The following is a 20,265-nucleotide window of genomic DNA, read 5'->3' on the forward strand; positions in this document are numbered from 1 at the left end:
ACGACAGATGTCGCGCGCGATCATTTCTTTGATGCCCCGGAATGTCCCGGAGGGTGACACGTTATCAAGCGATCTGGGCAAGCATAGCGCTCACCTAGAATCAGTCGACAAATTGTTGCCAAGTATCTTTTACAGCAGGTCTTTTATCAACAACTCAGCCACCTGCACAGCGTTAAGGGCCGCGCCTTTGCGTACGTTATCTGACGTCAGCCACAGATTTAGTTCCGCCGGGTCGTCGACACCACTGCGCACGCGACCGACATAAACAACATCCTGCCCCACCGCGTCACCGACTGCGGTCGGATAATCGCCGGCCTCGACCAGCTCGATACCCGGCGCATCTTCGAGTGCAGCGTTGACTTTTGCCAGGTCGACAGCCGACGTTGACTGCAAGGTCACGCTAAAGCTATCGCCAAAAAACACCGGGGCTTGAACGCAAGTTGCGGAAATCTTTAATAAAGGCTGTGCCAGCACCTGGCGCAGCTCACGTACCAGGCGTTTTTCCAGCAGCGTATGGCCCTGCGCGTCGGGCGTGCCGACCTGCGCCAGCAGGTTGAAGGCCATCTGCCGATCGAAGAAAGTCGGTTCCAATGGGCGCATATTCAGCAATTCGGCGGTCTGCCGCGCCAGCTCGGTCACGGCCTCACGACCCTGAGCGGAAACGGCCAGATTGGCAGTGACATTGAGGTATTGCAGATCGACCAGTTCGAGCAGTGGCGCCAGCACCACGGCCAGCGAAGTGGCCGACGGGCTTGGACTGCTGACCTGGAACGGCGCCTTCAGACCGGCGAGCACTTCGGCGTTGGCTTCCGGCACGATTTGCGGCGCCTGATCGGCCGGCAGCGCGCCGGACAAGTCGATCAGCGAGCAACCGGCGGCGTGGGCACGGGCGGCGTAGCTCAGGGTAATTGCCGGGCCTGCGGCGAAGAACACCAGTTTGACCTTGCTGAAATCGAACTCGTCGACTTCGCGAACGCGTACGTTCTTGTTGCGGAACAGCACCGAACTGCCGGCGGATTCGCTGCTCGCCAACAGGTGCAGGTTAGCAACCGGGAAGCTGCGCTCTTCGAGAATCTGTACGAGGGTTTCGCCGACAGTACCGGTGGCGCCGATCACGGCAATATCTAGGGTCTGGGTCATGGTGCGAGCCTCTGGCGAAACGGGGGGAGCGGCACTTTACCGGGTGACTGGCGCACAGGCAATTTCTGCCGGGGATTTGCCGCGCCTGCACCGGCCCCTTCGCTGGCAAGCCAGCTCCCACAGGTTTCTGTGTTGTGCATGAATCTTGTGTACAACACTGAACACTGTGGGAGCTGGCTTGCCAGCGATGAGGCCGGTACAAACACCCGAGAAACCCCAGGCATAAAAAAACCCGCACCTCTTTCAAGGCACGGGCTCTTTCATTGCTTCAAGCAATCAACGCTCGAGCAAAATCCGCAGCATGCGACGCAGCGGTTCGGCCGCGCCCCACAGCAGTTGGTCGCCAACGGTGAACGCGCCGAGGAACTGCGAGCCCATGTTCAGCTTGCGCAGACGGCCAACCGGCACATTCAGGGTGCCGGTGACCTTGGTCGGGCTCAGCTCCTGCATGCTGATATCGCGGTTGTTCGGCACCAGCTTGACCCAAGGGTTGTGCTGGCTGATCAGCCCTTCGATATCGGCGATCGGCACGTCTTTGTTCAGCTTGATGGTCAGCGCCTGGCTGTGGCAACGCATCGCACCGATGCGCACGCAGATGCCGTCGACCGGGATCGGGCTCTTGAAGCGGCCGAGGATCTTGTTGGTCTCGGCCTGAGCTTTCCACTCTTCACGGCTTTGGCCGTTCGGCAGTTCCTTGTCGATCCACGGGATCAGGCTGCCGGCCAAAGGTACGCCGAAGTTTTCCGTCGGGTACGCTTCGCTGCGCATGGCGTCGGCCACGCGACGGTCGATGTCGAGGATCGCGCTGGCCGGATCGGCCAGTTGATCGGCGACCGCGGCGTGGGTCGCGCCCATTTGCTTGATCAGTTCACGCATGTTCTGCGCGCCGGCACCGGAGGCCGCCTGATAGGTCATGGCGCTCATCCACTCGACCAGACCGGCCTCGAACAGACCGCCCAGGCCCATCAGCATCAGGCTGACGGTGCAGTTGCCGCCGATGTAGTTCTTGGTGCCCGCGTCGAGCTGCTGGTCGATGACCTTGCGGTTGACCGGATCGAGAATGATCACCGCGTCATCGTTCATGCGCAGGCTCGAGGCCGCGTCGATCCAGTAACCCTGCCAGCCGGCTTCGCGCAGCTTGGGGAACACTTCGCTGGTGTAGTCGCCACCCTGGCAGGTCAGAATCACGTCGAGGGTCTTCAGCTCGTCAATGCTGTAAGCATCCTTGAGCGGAGCAATGTCCTTGCCCACGGACGGGCCTTGGCCACCGACGTTGGACGTGGTGAAAAACACCGGCTCGATTAGATCGAAATCCTGCTCTTCCAGCATCCGCTGCATGAGCACGGAACCGACCATCCCGCGCCAACCGATCAGACCTACACGTTTCATCGCAACTACACCTTCTTGAAAAGTGGGCCGCTGCTTTGTATTGAATTTCGCAGCGGGCCCGAGAGATTACAGATTCCGCAGCGCGGCGACTACTGCGTCGCCCATTTCCTGCGTACCGACTTTGCTGCAACCGGCCGAATAGATGTCGCCAGTGCGCAACCCTTGATCGAGCACAACGCTAACGGCTTTTTCGATGGCATCGGCCGCGTCATGCAGATTGAAGCTGTAACGCAGCATCATCGACACCGACAAAATGGTCGCCAACGGGTTGGCGATGCCTTTACCGGCGATATCCGGCGCGGAACCGTGGCAAGGCTCGTACATGCCCTTGTTGTTGGAATCCAGCGAGGCCGAAGGCAGCATGCCAATGGAACCGGTAAGCATCGACGCTTCGTCGGACAGAATGTCGCCGAACATATTGTCGGTGACGATCACGTCGAACTGCTTCGGTGCGCGCACCAGTTGCATGGCGGCGTTGTCGACGTACATGTGGCTCAGTTCGACTTGCGGGTAATCCTTGGCCACTTCTTCGACGATTTCACGCCACAGTTGGCTGGAGGCCAGCACGTTGGCCTTGTCCACCGAGCAGAGCTTCTTGCCGCGAACCATGGCCATGTCGAAACCGACGCGGGCGATGCGGCGGATTTCGCTTTCGCTGTACGGCAGCGTGTCGTAGGACTGACGCTCGCCGTTCTCCAAAGTGCGGGTGCCACGTGGCGCGCCGAAGTAGATACCGCCGGTCAGCTCGCGAACGATGAGGATGTCCAGACCGGCAACGATTTCCGGCTTCAGGCTCGAAGCGTCGGCCAGTTGCGGGTACAGGATCGCCGGACGCAGGTTGCCGAACAGGCCCAGTTGCGCACGGATTTTCAGCAGGCCGCGCTCAGGACGGATGTCACGTTCGATGGTGTCCCATTTCGGGCCGCCAACGGCGCCCAACAGCACAGCGTCGGCAGCACGAGCGCGGTCGAGGGTTTCGTCGGCCAGCGGCACGCCGTGCTTGTCGATGGCGGCGCCACCGATCACGTCATGGCTCAGCTCGAAGCCCAGGCTGTACTTGTCGTTGGCCAGTTCCAGCACCTTGACCGCTTCGGCCATGATTTCCGGACCAATACCGTCACCTGGGAGAATCAGAATCTGCTTGCTCATGCTTTCCTCGTGTCTTCAGTCGGTGCGCCTTTACCGGCACGCCCGGAAAAATTCTTATCGCTCGGCCATCAATACAATTACATCGGTACTGAACGAGCCATCGGCATCAATCTCAAAATATTCGCGCACTTCGTTGCCCATCGACTGCTGCAACTGGCGGATCGCGGCGCGCATCACTTCCGGTGTACGCATGCGCTCAACCCAACTGCTGTACTCCAGACGCAAACGCTGACGCGTGGTGCTGCGAGTATGCAAACCGGCCTCGCTGACCTGCCGCAGCCACTCAGCGGCGGAATAATCGCGCACATGACTGGTGTCACGCAGCACTTCGACGCTTTGCAGGTAAGTGTCGAACAACGGACTGCCCGGTGACAACACATCAACGAACGCCGCCACACCGCCCGGCTTCAGCACCCGACGCACTTCGCGCAGGGCCACACCGAGATCGCTCCAGTGATGCGCCGAATAACGGCTGAACACGAACTCGAACTCGCCATCGGCAAACGGCAGACGCTCGGCTGCGCCGTTGACCGTGGCGATGTTGGTGAAACCGCGATCAACGGCAGCGGCGTCGACCACGTCGAGCATTTGCTGCGACAGGTCGTAGGCGACCACTTCCCTGACCAGCGGTGCGACGTGGAAACTGACGTGACCGGCGCCGCAACCCAAGTCCAGTACCCGCGCCTCGCCCTGCCCGGCCAGCTCAGCTTGTAGCAGTGCGAATTCGGTGCCTTGAGCGTGAACCGCGCTGCTCAGGTAGGCGGCGGCCTGTTCACCGAATTGCTTTTGTACGACCTGGGTGTGCTGGACGGTGCTGGTCATGGGACTTCCTTTTTAGGGTGAGTCTTGTGGTGCTTTTGAGGGCCTCATCGCGAGCAGGCTCACTCCTACATTTGGAATGCGTCCCCCTGTAGGAGTGAGCCTGCTCGCGATGGCGCCATTCGCCATACGCAAATTATGCGTCGCGGAACAACCACGGCTGGCTCACACGATGCTTGGCCTCAAACGTCGCAATCGCATCGCCGTCCTGCAAGGTCAGACCGATATCGTCCAGACCGTTCAACAGACAATGCTTGCGGAACGCATCAATCTCAAAGCTGTACACCTTGCCATCCGGGCGGGTCACGGTCTGCGCTTGCAGATCGACCTGCAATTGATAACCCGGCTCAGCCTCAACCTGCTTAAACAATTCATCGACTTCAGCGTCGCTCAAGATGATCGGCAACAAGCCGTTCTTGAAGCTGTTGTTGAAGAAGATATCGGCGTAGCTCGGCGCGATGATGCTGCGGAAACCGTATTCTTCCAGGGCCCACGGCGCGTGTTCACGGCTGGAGCCGCAACCGAAGTTCTCGCGGGCCAGCAACACGCTGGCGCCTTGGTAACGCTCGGCGTTGAGGACGAAGTCCTTGTTCAGCGGACGTTTGGAGTTGTCCTGATACGGCTGGCCGACATCGAGGTAACGCCACTCGTCGAACAGGTTCGGGCCGAAACCGGTGCGCTTGATCGACTTCAAGAACTGCTTCGGAATGATCTGGTCGGTGTCGACGTTGGCACGATCCAAAGGCGCGACAAGACCAGTGTGCTGGGTAAAAGCTTTCATGCTGCGCTCCTTTAAATCAATTCACGAACGTCGATGAAACGACCGTTCACCGCTGCCGCAGCCGCCATGGCCGGGCTGACGAGGTGGGTACGGCCACCGGCGCCCTGACGGCCTTCGAAGTTACGGTTGGAGGTCGAGGCGCAATGCTCGCCGGACTCCAAACGGTCCGGGTTCATCGCCAGGCACATCGAGCAACCCGGCTCACGCCATTCGAAACCGGCTTCGAGGAAAATCTTGTCGAGACCTTCGGCCTCAGCCTGAGCTTTCACCAGACCCGAGCCCGGCACCACGATCGCTTGCTTGATGGTCGACGCGACTTTGCGGCCCTTGGCAATCACTGCCGCAGCGCGCAAATCTTCGATCCGCGAGTTGGTGCAGGAACCGATGAACACGCGATCCAGCTGAATGTCGGTGATCGCCTGATTGGCAGTCAAACCCATGTATTTCAAGGCGCGGACGATCGAGTCGCGTTTGACCAGATCCATCTCTTTGGCCGGATCCGGCACGTTCTGATCAACGGCCAAAACCATTTCCGGGGAAGTACCCCAGCTGACTTGCGGCTTGATCTGCGCAGCGTCGAGTTCAACCACGCTGTCGAACTTGGCGTCGGCGTCGGAAACCAGATCTTTCCAGGCTTCGACGGCCATGTCCCATTCCGCGCCTTTTGGTGCGAATGGACGGCCCTTCACGTAGTCGACGGTCTTCTGATCCGCTGCCACCAGGCCAACGCGGGCGCCGGCTTCGATGGACATGTTGCAGATGGTCATGCGGCCTTCGACGGACAAGTCGCGGATCGCGCTGCCAGCGAATTCGATGGCATGGCCGTTACCGCCGGCGGTGCCAATCTTGCCGATCACCGCGAGGACGATGTCCTTGGCGGTCACGCCGAACGGCAATTGCCCTTCAACGCGCACCAGCATGTTCTTCATTTTCTTCGCGACCAGGCACTGGGTGGCGAGCACGTGCTCGACCTCGGAAGTGCCGATACCGTGCGCCAGAGCGCCGAACGCGCCGTGGGTCGAGGTGTGCGAGTCGCCGCAGACCACGGTCATGCCCGGCAAGGTCGCGCCCTGCTCCGGGCTGATGACGTGAACGATGCCTTGGCGCACGTCATTCATCTTGAACTCGACAATGCCGTATTCATCGCAGTTGTCATCGAGGGTCTGAACCTGCAAACGCGAGACCTGATCGGCAATCGCTTCGATGCCGCCCTTGCGTTCCGGGGTGGTCGGTACGTTGTGGTCCGGGGTCGCGATGTTGGCATCGATGCGCCAAGGCTTGCGCCCGGCCAGACGCAGGCCTTCAAAGGCTTGCGGCGACGTCACTTCGTGAATGATGTGACGATCGATATAGATCAGCGCCGAGCCATCGTCGCGCTGCTTGACCAAATGCGAATCCCAGAGCTTGTCGTAGAGCGTTTTGCCGGCCATCAGACGGTTCCTCATCAGCTTGTTTCTATGCCCTGGGCTTATCAATAACCCTTTGGCTTGTGAGGCCGATCCTATGGGGTTAGATTAAATAACTCAAATTCATATTTTTTATGCTTTGGATAACCAACTGGAATACGAACATGGATCTGGCCAACCTCAACGCTTTTATCGCGATTGCCGAGACCGGCAGCTTCTCCGGCGCCGGCGAACGCCTGCACCTGACGCAGCCAGCGATCAGCAAACGCATCGCCGGTCTGGAGCAGCAATTGAAGGTACGCCTGTTCGATCGACTGGGCCGTGAAGTCGGTCTGACCGAGGCTGGCCGCGCCCTGCTGCCCCGGGCTTATCAGATTCTCAACGTGCTCGATGACACCCGCCGCGCCCTGACCAACCTCACCGGTGAAGTCAGCGGGCGCCTGACCCTCGCCACCAGTCACCACATCGGTTTGCACCGTTTGCCGCCGCTTTTACGGGAATTCACCCGCCGTTACCCACAAGTGGCGCTGGATATTCAGTTCCTTGATTCGGAAGTGGCCTACGAAGAAATTCTCCACGGCCGTGCCGAACTGGCGGTCATCACCCTCGCGCCTGAGCCACACACACTGGTCAAAGCCACACCGGTGTGGGATGACCCGCTGGATTTCGTGGTCGCCCCGGAGCATTCGCTGATCAGCAATGGCCCGGTCAATCTGGCGGACATCGCCGGTCATCCGGCGGTTTTCCCCGGTGGCAACACCTTCACCCACCATATTGTCCAACGCTTGTTCGAGGCCCAAGGGCTGACGCCGAACATCGCCATGAGTACCAACTATCTGGAAACCATCAAGATGATGGTCTCGATCGGCCTGGCCTGGAGCGTTTTGCCGCGCACCATGCTCGATGAGCAGGTGGCGAGCATCGTATTGCCGGGCATACAGCTCAGTCGCCAGCTAGGCTATATCCTGCACACTGAACGGACGCTCTCGAACGCGGCAAGAGCCTTTATGGCGTTGCTGGATGCACAAATCGATCTGCCAGGGACTTGAGGCCAACTTGTGCTACTCCTATAGAGCCGCTGCTCCTGTGCCTAACGCCACCATCAGCTCAAGGCCTGTCCACAATGCCGAAATCTGTTGACCGAATTCCGCCGATGCCGCGTATTCAAGCAATTGACCCGCGTCATTCCGAGCAGAGCTGGGAAAGCGCGCCGCAATTGCTGGCGGCGCTCAACGGCGCGCGGCTCGGCGCCTGGTATTGGGACATCGAGCGCGGGCAGATCAGTTGGTCGCGTGGCACCCAGGCATTGTTCGGCTTCGATCCTCGGCAACCGCTGCCCGAAGATCTGGAATACCTCGATCTGCTGCCGCCGGAAGACCGGGCGAAAACCGTTCGCGCCTTCCACGCGGTAATTGCCGGCGCACCGCTGGAACAGGCGATGCACCACCGCATTCGCTGGCCCGACGGCAGCCTGCACTGGCTGGAGATCAGCGGCAGCCTGCTGCCGGATAAAAACGGCCGCCCCCGAATGATCGGGGTGATTCGTGAAATCACCCACCAGCGCCAACGCGAACAGGCCCTGAGCAGTTCTGAGAAACGTTTCGCGACACTTTTTCACCTGTGCCCGAACATGGTCTTGCTGACCCGCCAGGAAGACGGTCTGATCAGCGAAGCCAATCAGTATTTCGAAAGCCTGTTCGGCTGGCCGGTACAGAGCGCCATCGGTCGTACCACGCTGGAACTGGGCCTGTGGGTGCATCCCGAGCAGCGCGCCGAACTGGTCAAGAAGACCAACACCAAGGGCGAACTGATCAGCATGGAGGTGCAGTTTCGCGCCAGTAACGGGCAAATTCACGATGGCATTCTCAGTGCGCAGAAAGTCGAACTTGAAGGTCAGCCGTATCTGCTCAGCACCTTCCTCGACACCACCGAACGCAAAGCCGCCGAACACGCCTTGAAGGACAGCCAGGAACGCCTCGATCTGGCGCTGGACTCGGCGCAACTCGGCACCTGGGACTGGCACATCCCCAGCGGCATGCTCTACGGCTCGGCGCGGGCCGCGCAATTGCACGGGCTCGAGCCGATACCGTTTCATGAATCGTTTGAAGAGTTTTTTGAAGGCGTACCCGGCGAAGAGCGCGACAGCATGCGCGACGCCTACCGCAGCCTGCGCGAAGGCCCGGCGGGCAATTATCAACTGACCTATCGCGTGCAACTGCCGGACGGCAGTTCGCGCTATCTGGAAAGCCGCGCCCGCCTCTATCGTGATGATAACGGCGCGCCGCTGCGCATGGCCGGCACCTTGCTCGACATCACTGATCAGGTCGAGCGCGAGCAGCGGCTGGTGGCCTCGGAAGAGAAATTCGCCACGCTGTTCCAGGTCAGCCCGGACCCGATCTGCGTCACCCGCCAGGACAGTGGCGAGTTCATCGAAATCAATAACAGTTTTACCCAGACTTTCGGCTGGAGCGCCGCCGACGTGATTGGCCACACCGCCGAAGAAATCGGCCTGTGGGACGCCTCGGCAAAAAGCCTGCAACGCATTGAACGGGTCATCCGCGAACAGGGTTTGAGCAATGTCGCGATCATCGTCCAGCACAAGGACGGCCAGTCGCTGACCTGTGTGATCTCCAGCCGACAGATCAGCGTCGGCGATCAGCCCTGCATCGTCACCACCCTGCGCGACATTACCCAGCAGCAGCGCTCGGAAGCAGCGCTGAAAGCCAGTGAAGAGAAATTCGCCAAGGCGTTCCACTCCAGCCCCGACGCAATCACCATCACCGAACGCGACACCGGGCGTTATCTGGAGGTCAACGACGGCTTCTGCCGTCTCACTGGCTATCGCGCCGAAGAGGTCGTAGGCAAAACCGTGTATCAGGTCGGTATCTGGGCCGAGGAAAAACAGCGCTCGGCCTTACTCGCCGAGTTACAAATCAAAGGTCGCGTGCACCATCAGGAAATGCTCGGGCGCAACAAACGCGGGGAAATGCTGACGGTGGAAGTCTCTGTCGAGCCGATCACGCTAAATGAAACCGCGTGCCTGCTGCTGACCGCGCGGGACGTCAGCCTGTTGAAAAACGCCGAAGCGCAGATTCGGCATCTGGCCTATCACGATCCGCTGACCAACTTGCCCAACCGCGCCCTGCTGATGGATCGCCTGAGCCAGCAGATCGCCCTGCTCAAGCGCCACAACCTGCGCGGTGCCTTGTTGTTTCTCGATCTCGATCACTTCAAGCACATCAACGACTCCCTCGGCCATCCGGTCGGAGATACGGTGCTGAAGATCATCACCGCGCGGCTCGAAGCCAGTGTGCGCATGGAAGATACGGTCGCACGCCTCGGCGGCGACGAATTTGTCGTGCTGCTCAGCGGTCTCGAAGGCTCGCGCAATGAAGTCAGCACGCAAGTGCGCAATCTGGCCGACACCCTGCGCGAATTGCTCTCGGAACCGATGTTCCTCGACGGCCAGCGCCTGCAGGTGACGCCGAGCATCGGCGTGGCGCTGATTCCCGACCACGGCTCGACGCCGACTGATCTGCTCAAACGCGCCGACATTGCTCTGTACCGGGCCAAGGATTCCGGGCGCAACACCACGCAGATGTATCACAACACCATGCAGAAGGCCGCCAGCGAACGGCTGCGCATGGAGACCGACCTGCGTCTGGCGCTGTCGCGCGGTGAATTCAACGTGCACTTTCAGCCGCAGGTCGATGCCCGCGACAACCGCATCATCGGCGCCGAAGCCCTGGTGCGCTGGAATCACCCGGAACTGGGCGCGCAGTCGCCTACCGAGTTCATCAAGGTGCTGGAAGACAGCGGCCTGATTCTCGAAGTCGGCACGTGGATCCTCGACGAAGCCTGCAATGCCTTCAAACAACTGATTGCGCTGAAACTGGTCGACCCGCTGAATTTCAGCCTGTGCGTCAACATCAGCCCGCGACAGTTCCGTCAGAACGATTTCGTCGAGCGCATCGAACACAGCATGACGAGCCACGGTCTGCCCTGCTCGCTGCTGAAACTGGAAATCACCGAAGGCATCGTCATCCAGAACCTGGAAGACACCATCAGCAAAATGCGCCGCCTGAAAAAGCTCGGCGTGAGCTTCGCCATGGACGACTTCGGCACCGGTTATTCGTCGCTGACTTACCTCAAGCGGCTGCCGGTGGACACGCTGAAAATCGATCAGTCGTTTATTCGTGATGCGACCACTGACCCCAACGATGCCGAGATCATTCGCGCGATTGTCGCCATGGCGCGCAGCCTCGAGCTGGAGGTGATTGCCGAAGGTGTGGAGACCCCGGAACAACTGGCGTTCCTGCAAGGTCTGGGCTGCCATCTGTATCAGGGTTATCTGCACAGTCGACCGGTTGCGCTGGAGGATCTGAAAAAGCTCCTGCCATAACCGCTGCACGTTGCAACAGACGCGCAATTGCCACGGTTTGCGGCAACCTGTAGGGTCGCGTTTTTTGCGCCGTTTCGAGATCTGTCATGCAGGATGCAACCCTCCCCCGCCCGGCTTTGCTGGGCATCGACCTTGGCACCACCAACAGCCTGATCGCCGTCTGGCAGGACGGTCAGGCCCGACTGATTCCCAACGCTCTGGGCGATGTGCTGACGCCCTCGGTGATCAGCCTCGATGAAGACGACACCATTCTGGTCGGCAAAGCCGCCCGCGCCCGCCTGACGACGCACCCGGAACGCAGCGCTGCGGCGTTCAAGCGCTTCATGGGCAGCGACAAACAAGTCCAGCTCGGCACACGTCAGTTCAGCCCCGAAGAGTTGTCGGCGCTGGTGCTCGGCTCACTCAAGCAGGACGCCGAAGCCTTTCTCGGCCACCCGGTGTCGGAAGCGGTGATTTCCGTGCCGGCGTATTTCAGCGATGAACAACGCAAACGCACGCTGTTCGCCGCCGAACTGGCCGGGCTCTCGGTGACGCGCCTGATCAACGAACCGACTGCCGCCGCCATGGCTTACGGACTGCATGAGCAGAAATTCGAACGCACGCTGATCTTCGATCTCGGCGGCGGCACCTTCGACGTCACGGTGCTGGAATACGCCTTGCCACTGATCGAAGTGCACGCCTCCACCGGCGACAACTTTCTCGGCGGTGAAGACTTCACTGCCGCGCTGTTGCAGGCCTGTCTGAAACACTGGCAACTGACCCCGGCAATGGTCGATGCGCAAAGCATGGCCAGCCTCGGTGATGCCCTTGAGCAGCTCAAATGCAAACTCGGCGAAGGCACTCAACACCTGAGCTGGCGCTACGCCGACAAGACCTTCGAATGGTCATTGGACGAAGCCGCTGCGGTAAAAATCTGGGAACCGTTGCTGGCGCGTTTGCGCGCGCCGATCGAACAAGCGCTGCGTGATGCTCGCCTCAAACCTCGCGATCTCGACAGCCTGGTGCTGGTCGGCGGTGCCACGCGCATGCCGGCGGTGCAGCAAATGGTCGCCACGCTGTTCGGGCGCCTGCCATACCGGCATCTTGATCCGGATACCATTGTTGCGCTCGGGGCGGCGACGCAAGCAGCGTGCAAGGCGCGCGACGGGGCGGTCGAAGAGTTGATTCTGACGGATGTCTGCCCGTATACGCTGGGGATTGCGACCATGCGTGGCGAAGACATCAAAGGTGCCTTCTCGCCCATCATCGAACGTAACACCATCATTCCGACGTCAAGGGTGGAGCGCTATTACACCACCCAACCTAAGCAAACAGTGCTGCGCATCGCTGTCTATCAGGGTGAGCGGCCGTGGGTATGCGACAACATTCTCATTGATGCTTTCGATGTGACGTTGACGCCAACTCAACACATCCAGGAACTGGACGTGCGCTTCAGCTATGACATCAACGGTTTGCTCGAAGTCGACGTCACCCTGCTCGAAACCGGCGAGCGTCACAGTCACAGCATTGATCGCAGCCCCACCGGTCTGGACGAGCAAGCGCGCCGCGACAGCCATAACCGGCTGTCGACGCTGAAGGTCCATCCACGCGATGCTCTGCCCAACCGCACATTGCTGGCTCGTCTGGAGCGGGCATGGATGCAGAGTCTGGGCGAGCAACGCGAGCACATTGCCGAATGGCTGCACAACTTCACCAGCGTGCTCAGCGGCCAGCAACCCGCGGAGATCGCCAGCCATCGCTCAGAGCTGAACAAGGCGCTGGATCAACTGCGTCTCTAGCCGTTGAGCCGCCGCAAGGCAGCCTGCAGGCCGCCGGACAGCGTCTCGCTATCGCCGCTGTCCGGCGGCACACCATAGCGGTTGGGCAACTTGTCACCGGCAAGCCCGAACAACACCAACGGCAAAAATGGCAGAACCGGCGTCAGCGCCATGAAAATCAGCAACGTCGGAATGCCCCGGCCCATGTCGTGCAAGCGACGCAGAATGGCGCCGAACACCAGCAGCACGCCCAATAGCAGGATAAGAATGCCAGCGCCCGTGGTGCCACTGATCAGCCCTGCCACCGGCGCAATCACCAAACACCCCAAGATCTGAGCGATAAAAGCCTTGCGCCCCAACCGCGAGCCGAGACGCCAGATCGCTGTCGCCGGTACCGGCTGCACATCGCTTTTCGCCAGCAGTAATCGTTCCGACCAGGACAATATCGCGCAAAGGGCCAGGCGCAACCCAACACTGTTCTGCACATCGTCCTTGCCCTGTTGCAGTTGGCGCAGGACGCGCGTTTTCGGCACCCCGGCAGCGCCATAACGAATCAAGCCCTTGAGCGCATCAAGCGTCTCGTACGCCAGCAGTTTGTCGACACCAAAATCGGTCAGCACTTTGCGCGGCGGCCACACCGGTTCGCCTTTGATCAAACCGTCGCGGAAGCCTTCGAACCAATCGTCTTCACAACTGATCGCAGCGATCGATTGCAGCAATGCGCGATGCTGTTCGGCACTCAGACTCGGATCGTGATAGAGCACGCCCCAGAACATCATCAATCCCAGCAAATCGTCGCCGCATGCCGCACGATCACTTTCGAGGCAGGTGTAAAGCAGGGTATTGGCAGGCAACCGGACACTGTCGAGTGCCTGCTCTACGCTGAACAATTGCTGCACCAACAAACCGTGCACCGGATCATTGCCTTGCAGCCATCCGAGCAAACCGTTGCAATTGCCTTGCTCGCGCAGCAAGCGCCGCAGCAGTGGCTGCAGTCGACTCAAAGGATGAGCCGGATTGAATGACAGGCGCTCAAGGCACTGCGCGTCAATCAACTGCAACCAGCGTTCGGGTTGTTCCAGCAACGCCAGCAAAAACAAAGTCTGCGCATGCCACTCCCAAGTGGCCTCACCCAGCCCCACGGGTGGCAACTGAATCCCGCGCCGGCTCAACTGCAGAATCAAATCGAGTTCGGACAAGTCACAATCATCTTTGACCGCGGCCAGCGTGAACGCGTCTGCCAGTCGTTCCAGCGCAGCGTCGTTGTAAGGCCGCAAGCGACGCAACCACAGACGACAGACCTTATGCAGCTCGCCGTCGGTCAGCACCTGCGGCAAGGGCCGCGAACCTGAATCCGCATCGCTGAACGCGCTCATGGCCAACACAATCGGCGCCCTGCGCAACCAGCGCAGGTGCTGCTCAGCCTGATATTTGAACCCACTCATCACCAGGCTTTCGAGGGCATCGATCGGCAGCGGTGCATCCACAATCTGCTGCAACAACGCCGAATCACCCCGGTGCAACGCCCAGGCGTGGCGGTACAGATGCAGCAATCGGCTGTCGGCATTTTCGCCGAGCAATTGCGCGAGCAAGGGCAGTTCATCACCGCTCATGCGCCAATCGACAAAACTGTGCGCAAGGCTCTCAAGCTTTAACCGCCCGACACCCAGCCAACGGTTCAGCGTCTCGGGATGTTGTGACGGACAGCCATACACTTGGCCGTCATCGCCAAGATCCTCTGGCCAGGCAGAAATACCCTGCAGGCGATCGAATGCCTGAATCAACAGGGGCAGAAAAGTCGGCTGGCGCTTGGCACACAGCTCCAGCAGACGACTTTCCGCCATCGGATGGCGATGCTCGTTCCACAGCCTGATCCAGCACGGCAATGCCTGATCGTCGCGCCCCAGCAGACTGTTCTGGCACGCCAACAGGTAAAGCCAGTCGACATCATCCGATGCGGCAAGCTGCTGTTCGACACAGCACTGCAAAAACGTCGGCCCGCCAATACCTGCCTGAGTGAACTGCACCAACAGACGCTTGAGAAACGCGGCATCATCCGGCAACGGCAGGCAGGTGTGCTGACTGGCGAAGTCGGCGAACTCAGGCAGTGGACGCTGGTTGAAGATGAAGTCGAGGCTGCGGGCGTACCACAGTGATTCGGTCTGCGCAGCCTCTGACCATGTGCTCATCAGATCCGTATCGAACGGGTCCGGCGTTTCGATACGCTGGAGAAAGGATTCCACCCGATGTGCGTCGTCGAAACCCAGATCCAGCAACTGTTGATCCCAGGCCATACGCTTGGCCAACAGATTCGCGCAACGGTACGACAACGGACCGGCGTCGGCCATCCGGTGGTACAGCGCCCAGTTGAGTTCATCGAGCACGTCCAGCGACAGCTCATCCAGCCCTCGGACAAAGGCCTGCCACGCGGCAAAATTGAACCGGCGCGCGGGATCATCCAGCAGCTCGCAAAACTCCCCGAACACTGGAGGGACCTCAACGACAGTCTGTTCTGAGGCTTGGGACTCGTACTCGTCCTGGGGCTCTTCTTCCTCATCTTCACGCGCCAGACGCAGGGCGTTTTCGTAGGCCATGCGCAGCGCCTGGAAGCCTTGCGGGTCAGTCTCCGGGTGATGTGCCGGCAAGCGTGCGCGGTAGGCGTTGCGAATCAGGGTTTCGTCGTTAGTAGGCTCGATGCCCAGGCGGATCCAGCAACTCATGACCAGTCGAACTCCTTGAGCGATGCCGGACGTGGCGGCAGATCAATTTCCATGTGCCACGGCAAATCAGCCAGAAACTGAGGGATGTTCGCCGCAAGGCCACGGGCAATCCGCACGTTAAGGGCGCTGGCGCCTTGTCGATCGAGTTCGCGCGCCAGCTCATCGTCGCTGGCACTCAGGCAGGACCAAAACGTCCGGCCCACGACAAAGCCATCGAAGTAAGCCATCCAGCTACCGTAGTGAAATTGCGCTCTGAGGGCCAAACGACTGTGCAGCCAATTGCTTTCGTCCAGGTCGACCCACTGATTGCGCACCGCGCAACGCAAGAGAAAGCCCATGCGGCCATAGTCCCAGGACAAAATCCCGCCCGGCCCGCAACTGCCGAACGTGCGACTGGCAAACTCATGCAGGATGCGTTCGCGGGGGGAGAGATCGTCCAGCAAGGCCTGCCATTCACTCGGCAGACAGCGCTGCCACGCCAAGTAGGCCGCGCTGAGGTGCTTGGCATGGCCGTCGTCGGTCATCCGTACGAGCATGTCGAACAGCTGGCCACGGTCATCGATCCCCCAACTGTCCTTCAGGTCGATGTAGCGATCGTCGCAGAACGCGGGGTCGTCGTAGCTGGCGCCGGTATTGATCGCCGCCATGGGTGCAGACAGGGCGCACAGCCAGCGCTGTTGAATCTCGTCCATGAAAAAAGGCTCCAGGCCGACCGGTGAGGAATGGGGGTCGGCAAAACTGCCGCGGATTGTAGAGAAACCGCCGCCAGTGGCAAAGTCGAACAACGGTTTTCTTGCGCGCACAAAAAAGGCCCCGACGTATCGGGGCCTTCATTCAGCGGCTCATCGTCCGTTCAGACGATTGTGTTGCGGCACATGACTCAGTGCTGCAGCGCCGGCTTCTGCGTCCCGTTGATCGGGATGCGTTTGGCTTTCGCTTCTTCCGGGATCACCCGCAACAGGTCGATGCTCAGCAGACCGTTTTTCAGATCGGCAGCCTTGATCTCGATGTGATCGGCCAGGCGGAAGGACAGCTTGAACGCACGCTGAGCGATGCCCTGGTGCAGGAAGGTCACGCCTTCGTTGGCATCACGCTTGCCACCACTGATGGTCAGCACACCTTTTTCGACTTGCAGTTCCAGGTCTTCTTCCTGGAAACCGGCTGCCGCTACGACGATGCGGTATTGATCATCACCGTGTTTTTCGACGTTGTAAGGTGGGTAGCTGCTGCCTGGTTCGTTGCGCAGGGCAGTTTCGAACAGGTCGTTGAAACGATCGAAACCTACCGAGGAACGGAACAGTGGCGCGAGGGAAAATGCAGTACTCATGGTTCAAATCTCCTGAAAACAATCAGCAAGGTTTTTTGACTCCGCGACCCGAATTCGGCATCGCGTAACCCTTAGATAGGGACCGCTGAAATGATTTCAAGAGATTATTTGCAGATTTTTTCAGGCCGCTTCGGCCACCGGCAGACCGAGTAAACGCGAAACATGATCCGGTTCGGTCTCACGGCGCAGGACGGTGAACAGCTCAGCCGCCTCGGGATAATTGCGCGTCAGCATCGCCAGCCATTGCTTCAATCGGCCCGGCGATTGGCGTGCAGTCATCTGCGCTTTGGCTTGCAACCAGAAGTCCTGGATCAACGGCATCAGCTCGGCCCAGCTCATCTCGACCACTTCTTCACCAGCGCGGGCGGCGGCGATCTGCTTGGCCAGATCCGGGCGCGACACCAGACCGCGACCGAGCATGATGTCTTCCACACCACTGATTTCGCGGCAACGCCGCCAGTCTTCGACGCTCCAGATATCGCCGTTGGCGAACACCGGGACTTTGACTACGTCCTGCACGCGCGGGATCCACTCCCAGTGTGCTGGTGGTTTGTAGCCGTCCATTTTCGTACGGGCGTGAACCACGATGTGCTCGGCGCCGCCCTCAGCCAATGCCGTGGCGCAGACCAGCGAACCGTCGGGGCTATCGAAGCCCAGGCGCATTTTCGCGGTGACGGGAATATGCGCAGGTACGGCGCGGCGCACGTGCTCGACGATCTGGTTAAGCAATTCCGGCTCTTTGAGCAGCACGGCGCCGCCCCGAGATTTGTTCACAGTCTTGGCCGGGCAGCCGAAGTTGAGGTCGATCACTTCGGAGCCGAGTTCGCAGGCCAGTGCAGCGTTTTCCGCCAGGCATACAGGATCGGAGCCGAGCAATTGCACGCGTAATGGCACACCGGATGCGGTGCGCGCGCCGTTGAGCAGCTCAGGGCCGAACTTGTGAAAGTAGGCCGGGGTGAGCAACTGGTCGTTGACGCGAATGAATTCGGTCACGCACCAGTCGATGCCGCCAACGCGGGTCAGCACGTCGCGGAGGATGTCGTCGACCAACCCCTCCATGGGCGCCAGAGCAATTTGCATGGGAAAACACTACTTGAAGAAAAACGTGCGGCAGTTTACTGGATATCGCAAGAAATCGCAGAAACCTTGTGGGAGCGAGCCTGCTCGCGAAGGCGGTGTGTCAATGAGGCATATGTTGGCTGACACACCGCTATCGCGAGCAGGCTCACTCCTACAGTTTAGATTCGGGCAGATTCCGGGATCTGGATCGCCGGGCCATAGCCCTCAATGAACTCGACCGGCATGCGCTTGGGCTTGCCCGTGGACAGTTCAATGCAGACAAACGTGGTCTGCGCACGCAGCAGAGTGGTGTTGTCGCTCGGGCGCTTGAGCTGGAAATGCCGGGTCATTTTCAGGCGCTGATCCCAATCGACGATCCAGGTCGCCAATTGCAGTTCGTCACCTTCATAGGCCGCAGCCAGATAATCGATCTCATGGCGCACCACGGCCATCGCTCGATCCAGTCGCCGATACTCGACCAGATCCAGGCCCAGACGCTGCGAGTGGCGCCAGGCGCAGCGCTCGAGCCAGGTCACGTACACCGCGTTGTTCGCGTGGCCCAGCCCGTCGATGTCCTCGGCGCCTACTTGCAGATCAATGGTAAACGGCGTTGCCCGATCCCAGCCCATGCCCCACTCCCGGTCAATGTATTCAACCGGGGCAGTGTAACGGAGCTCACGCCGATTGGCGCGCCTGAAGGCTGCGGCCGGCCAGCAGTGATAACACGCCATCAACCACCCGAGGGTCGGCCAGCACACGCTGATGGCCGCCGCCTTCAAGGCGCAACAGGCGGCTGTCGAACCAGGATTCGTGGATCAGTTGCGATTCTTTGACCGAGACGAAGTTGTCGTCCTCGGCATGCACGATCAGGCCGGGCATATCCAGTTGATAGTGGGCAACGTCGAGCGTGGCGGCGCGCATCCCGACATCTTGTTCGACCTGACGAATAAAGGCCGAACGCGCCCGGGGCGGCATGCCGACGTAGCGTGCAAAACCCCGCAACACCCCGAGAATGCGCGCAGGCGCGGCGATGCTGACGAGGGTTTCGGTGCGCAAGCCCAATTGCACGGCGAGCATCGCGCTGGCGCCGCCCATGGAATGACCGATGACCGCTTGCAGTGGCGGCAACTCGGCAGCCGCTTCAAGCATCGCCCGAGCGAACAACACGACATTGGCTTCACGCCCCGGCGAACGCCCGTGGGCCGGGCCATCCAGCGCAACAACGGTATAACCGGCCTCGACCAGCGCGGTGATCAGCGCGGCGAACTGGGTTGGCCGCCCTTCCCAACCATGCATCAGCAGCACCGCCGGGCCTTGGCCCCAGCGCAGCGCCGAGAGACCGAAGCGCAAGGTGATGCGTTCGGAACTGGCCAGCAGCGGCAGCTCCCAATCCCTTAGCGGCAGCGAACGTGGCGTCATGAACGCCAGACGCATTTTGCTCGCTACCCGTTGCGGTGCAATCCAGCCCAAGGTGCCATTAACGCCACGAACCCACTTCAACGTGTTCATCGCTCTCTCCTCAGGCGTGTTGCCTTCAGGTCAACGCACCGCCGACTTGGCAGCGCGCAGCAATCGATCGGATAAATCTCCCGGGCCCAGCGCCCTTGCGAGCGCCAGACCACCCACCATCAAGGCCACGTCGGCCAAGGCTTTGTCGGTGTCCTCAGGGCTGGACGCCAACTGCGCAATCATCAACTCCAGGTGTTCGTTCAGCGCAATGCGGAACGATTCCGGCAGACGACCCAATTCGCCGATGGACGCTGGAATCGGGCACGCGGCGTCGCTGGAATCACGATGCTTGCGCGACAGGTAGAACGCGGCGACCAGGGCGCGGCGCTCTTCGCCGGTCAGTTCGGCATCCATGTCGGCAATCAGGTCGCGGCGGCGGCCGAGCAATTGCTTGAACGCTTCGAGCATCATTGCGTCCTTGCTTTCGAAGTGCGCATAGAAGCCACCGACGGTGAGGCCGGCTGCGCCCATCACTTCGCCCACGCTCGGGTCGGCCGGGCCACGCTGAATCAGTGCGGCGCTGGCAGCCTTAAGGATGCGTTCGCGGGTTTGAGCTTTTTTATCGTTCATCGTTGCCTCCGAATATTACGACTAGAATATTATTCGCATAATAATATTCTGCAAGTCAAGGATATGACCGCTGGTCTGAAGCACAGTGTAAGGAAAAAGGAGAATTGGCCAAACGCCAGACAAACAAAAGGGCCATTCAATAATTGAATGACCCTTATAAAATCCCGCAGAGCGGGTAATCGTGGCGTCCCCTAGGGGACTCGAACCCCTGTTACCGCCGTGAAAGGGCGGTGTCCT

General features: G+C 60.2%; 16 protein-coding genes. 3 read left to right on the top strand and 13 right to left on the bottom strand.

What is annotated here, in order from left to right:
- Positions 1-129: 129 nt before the first annotated feature.
- From ACW9IR_RS05595 to leuC, 6 genes are all read right to left on the bottom strand, one after another.
- Positions 130-1,140 carry an aspartate-semialdehyde dehydrogenase gene (locus tag ACW9IR_RS05595; RefSeq protein ID WP_102901236.1) on the bottom strand — a complete coding sequence of 337 codons (1,011 nt, stop codon included), beginning with the start codon at positions 1,138-1,140 and terminating at the stop codon, positions 130-132.
- A 276-nt stretch (positions 1,141-1,416) separates the two neighbouring features.
- On the bottom strand, positions 1,417-2,529 hold the full coding sequence (gene asd / locus ACW9IR_RS05600) for an aspartate-semialdehyde dehydrogenase (protein WP_008083209.1): 1,113 nt from the start codon (positions 2,527-2,529) through the stop codon (positions 1,417-1,419).
- A 66-nt stretch (positions 2,530-2,595) separates the two neighbouring features.
- Positions 2,596-3,678: a 3-isopropylmalate dehydrogenase gene (gene leuB / locus ACW9IR_RS05605; protein WP_102901237.1), complete on the bottom strand. Its 1,083-nt coding sequence runs from the start codon at positions 3,676-3,678 to the stop codon at positions 2,596-2,598.
- A gap of 54 nt (positions 3,679-3,732) precedes the next feature.
- The gene (locus ACW9IR_RS05610; protein WP_457462086.1) at positions 3,733-4,500 is read right to left on the bottom strand and encodes a class I SAM-dependent methyltransferase; all 768 of its coding nucleotides are present in this window, start codon (positions 4,498-4,500) and stop codon (positions 3,733-3,735) included.
- Between the two features lie 133 nt (positions 4,501-4,633).
- A complete protein-coding gene (gene leuD, locus ACW9IR_RS05615) occupies positions 4,634-5,278 on the bottom strand; it encodes a 3-isopropylmalate dehydratase small subunit (protein ID WP_007913445.1) in 645 nt (214 codons plus the stop codon).
- A gap of 11 nt (positions 5,279-5,289) precedes the next feature.
- The gene (gene leuC / locus ACW9IR_RS05620) at positions 5,290-6,708 is read right to left on the bottom strand and encodes a 3-isopropylmalate dehydratase large subunit (RefSeq protein ID WP_102901239.1); all 1,419 of its coding nucleotides are present in this window, start codon (positions 6,706-6,708) and stop codon (positions 5,290-5,292) included.
- A gap of 140 nt (positions 6,709-6,848) precedes the next feature.
- On the opposite strand from leuC, the gene ACW9IR_RS05625 reads away from it, so the two are divergent.
- The 3 genes from ACW9IR_RS05625 (at position 6,849) to ACW9IR_RS05635 (ending at position 12,864) form a co-directional block, all read left to right on the top strand.
- A complete protein-coding gene (locus ACW9IR_RS05625) occupies positions 6,849-7,733 on the top strand; it encodes a LysR family transcriptional regulator (RefSeq protein WP_095123117.1) in 885 nt (294 codons plus the stop codon).
- Positions 7,734-7,807: 74 nt separating this feature from the next.
- On the top strand, positions 7,808-11,086 hold the full coding sequence (locus tag ACW9IR_RS05630; RefSeq protein ID WP_457462089.1) for a sensor domain-containing protein: 3,279 nt from the start codon (positions 7,808-7,810) through the stop codon (positions 11,084-11,086).
- An 86-nt stretch (positions 11,087-11,172) separates the two neighbouring features.
- Entirely contained in the window at positions 11,173-12,864 is a 1,692-nt protein-coding gene (locus tag ACW9IR_RS05635; RefSeq protein WP_457462091.1) for an Hsp70 family protein, read from the top strand.
- Here the strand turns inward: ACW9IR_RS05635 and ACW9IR_RS05640 are convergent.
- From ACW9IR_RS05640 to ACW9IR_RS05670, 7 genes are all read right to left on the bottom strand, one after another.
- On the bottom strand, positions 12,861-15,563 hold the full coding sequence (locus ACW9IR_RS05640; protein ID WP_457462093.1) for a DUF805 domain-containing protein: 2,703 nt from the start codon (positions 15,561-15,563) through the stop codon (positions 12,861-12,863). The genes ACW9IR_RS05635 and ACW9IR_RS05640 overlap by 4 nt on opposite strands.
- Positions 15,560-16,255, bottom strand: coding sequence for a DUF1266 domain-containing protein (locus tag ACW9IR_RS05645; protein WP_102901243.1), 696 nt, complete (start codon positions 16,253-16,255; stop codon positions 15,560-15,562). Before ACW9IR_RS05645 ends, ACW9IR_RS05640 begins: the two co-directional genes overlap by 4 nt.
- A 188-nt stretch (positions 16,256-16,443) precedes the next feature.
- Complete coding sequence (locus ACW9IR_RS05650; RefSeq protein ID WP_034152778.1) at positions 16,444-16,890, bottom strand: Hsp20 family protein; 447 nt, start codon at positions 16,888-16,890, stop codon at positions 16,444-16,446.
- Positions 16,891-17,010: 120 nt separating this feature from the next.
- A complete protein-coding gene (locus ACW9IR_RS05655) occupies positions 17,011-17,970 on the bottom strand; it encodes a tRNA dihydrouridine synthase (protein WP_095123107.1) in 960 nt (319 codons plus the stop codon).
- Positions 17,971-18,128: 158 nt separating this feature from the next.
- The gene (locus tag ACW9IR_RS05660) at positions 18,129-18,578 is read right to left on the bottom strand and encodes an acyl-CoA thioesterase (RefSeq protein WP_102901244.1); all 450 of its coding nucleotides are present in this window, start codon (positions 18,576-18,578) and stop codon (positions 18,129-18,131) included.
- Between the two features lie 46 nt (positions 18,579-18,624).
- Positions 18,625-19,458 (bottom strand): alpha/beta fold hydrolase, encoded by an 834-nt coding sequence (locus ACW9IR_RS05665; protein WP_457462097.1) that lies wholly within the window; start codon positions 19,456-19,458, stop codon positions 18,625-18,627.
- Positions 19,459-19,488: 30 nt separating this feature from the next.
- Entirely contained in the window at positions 19,489-20,028 is a 540-nt protein-coding gene (locus ACW9IR_RS05670) for a TetR/AcrR family transcriptional regulator (RefSeq protein ID WP_007913421.1), read from the bottom strand.
- Positions 20,029-20,265: the final 237 nt, after the last annotated feature.

The organism is Pseudomonas sp. SDT291_1_S447, from assembly GCF_054070155.1.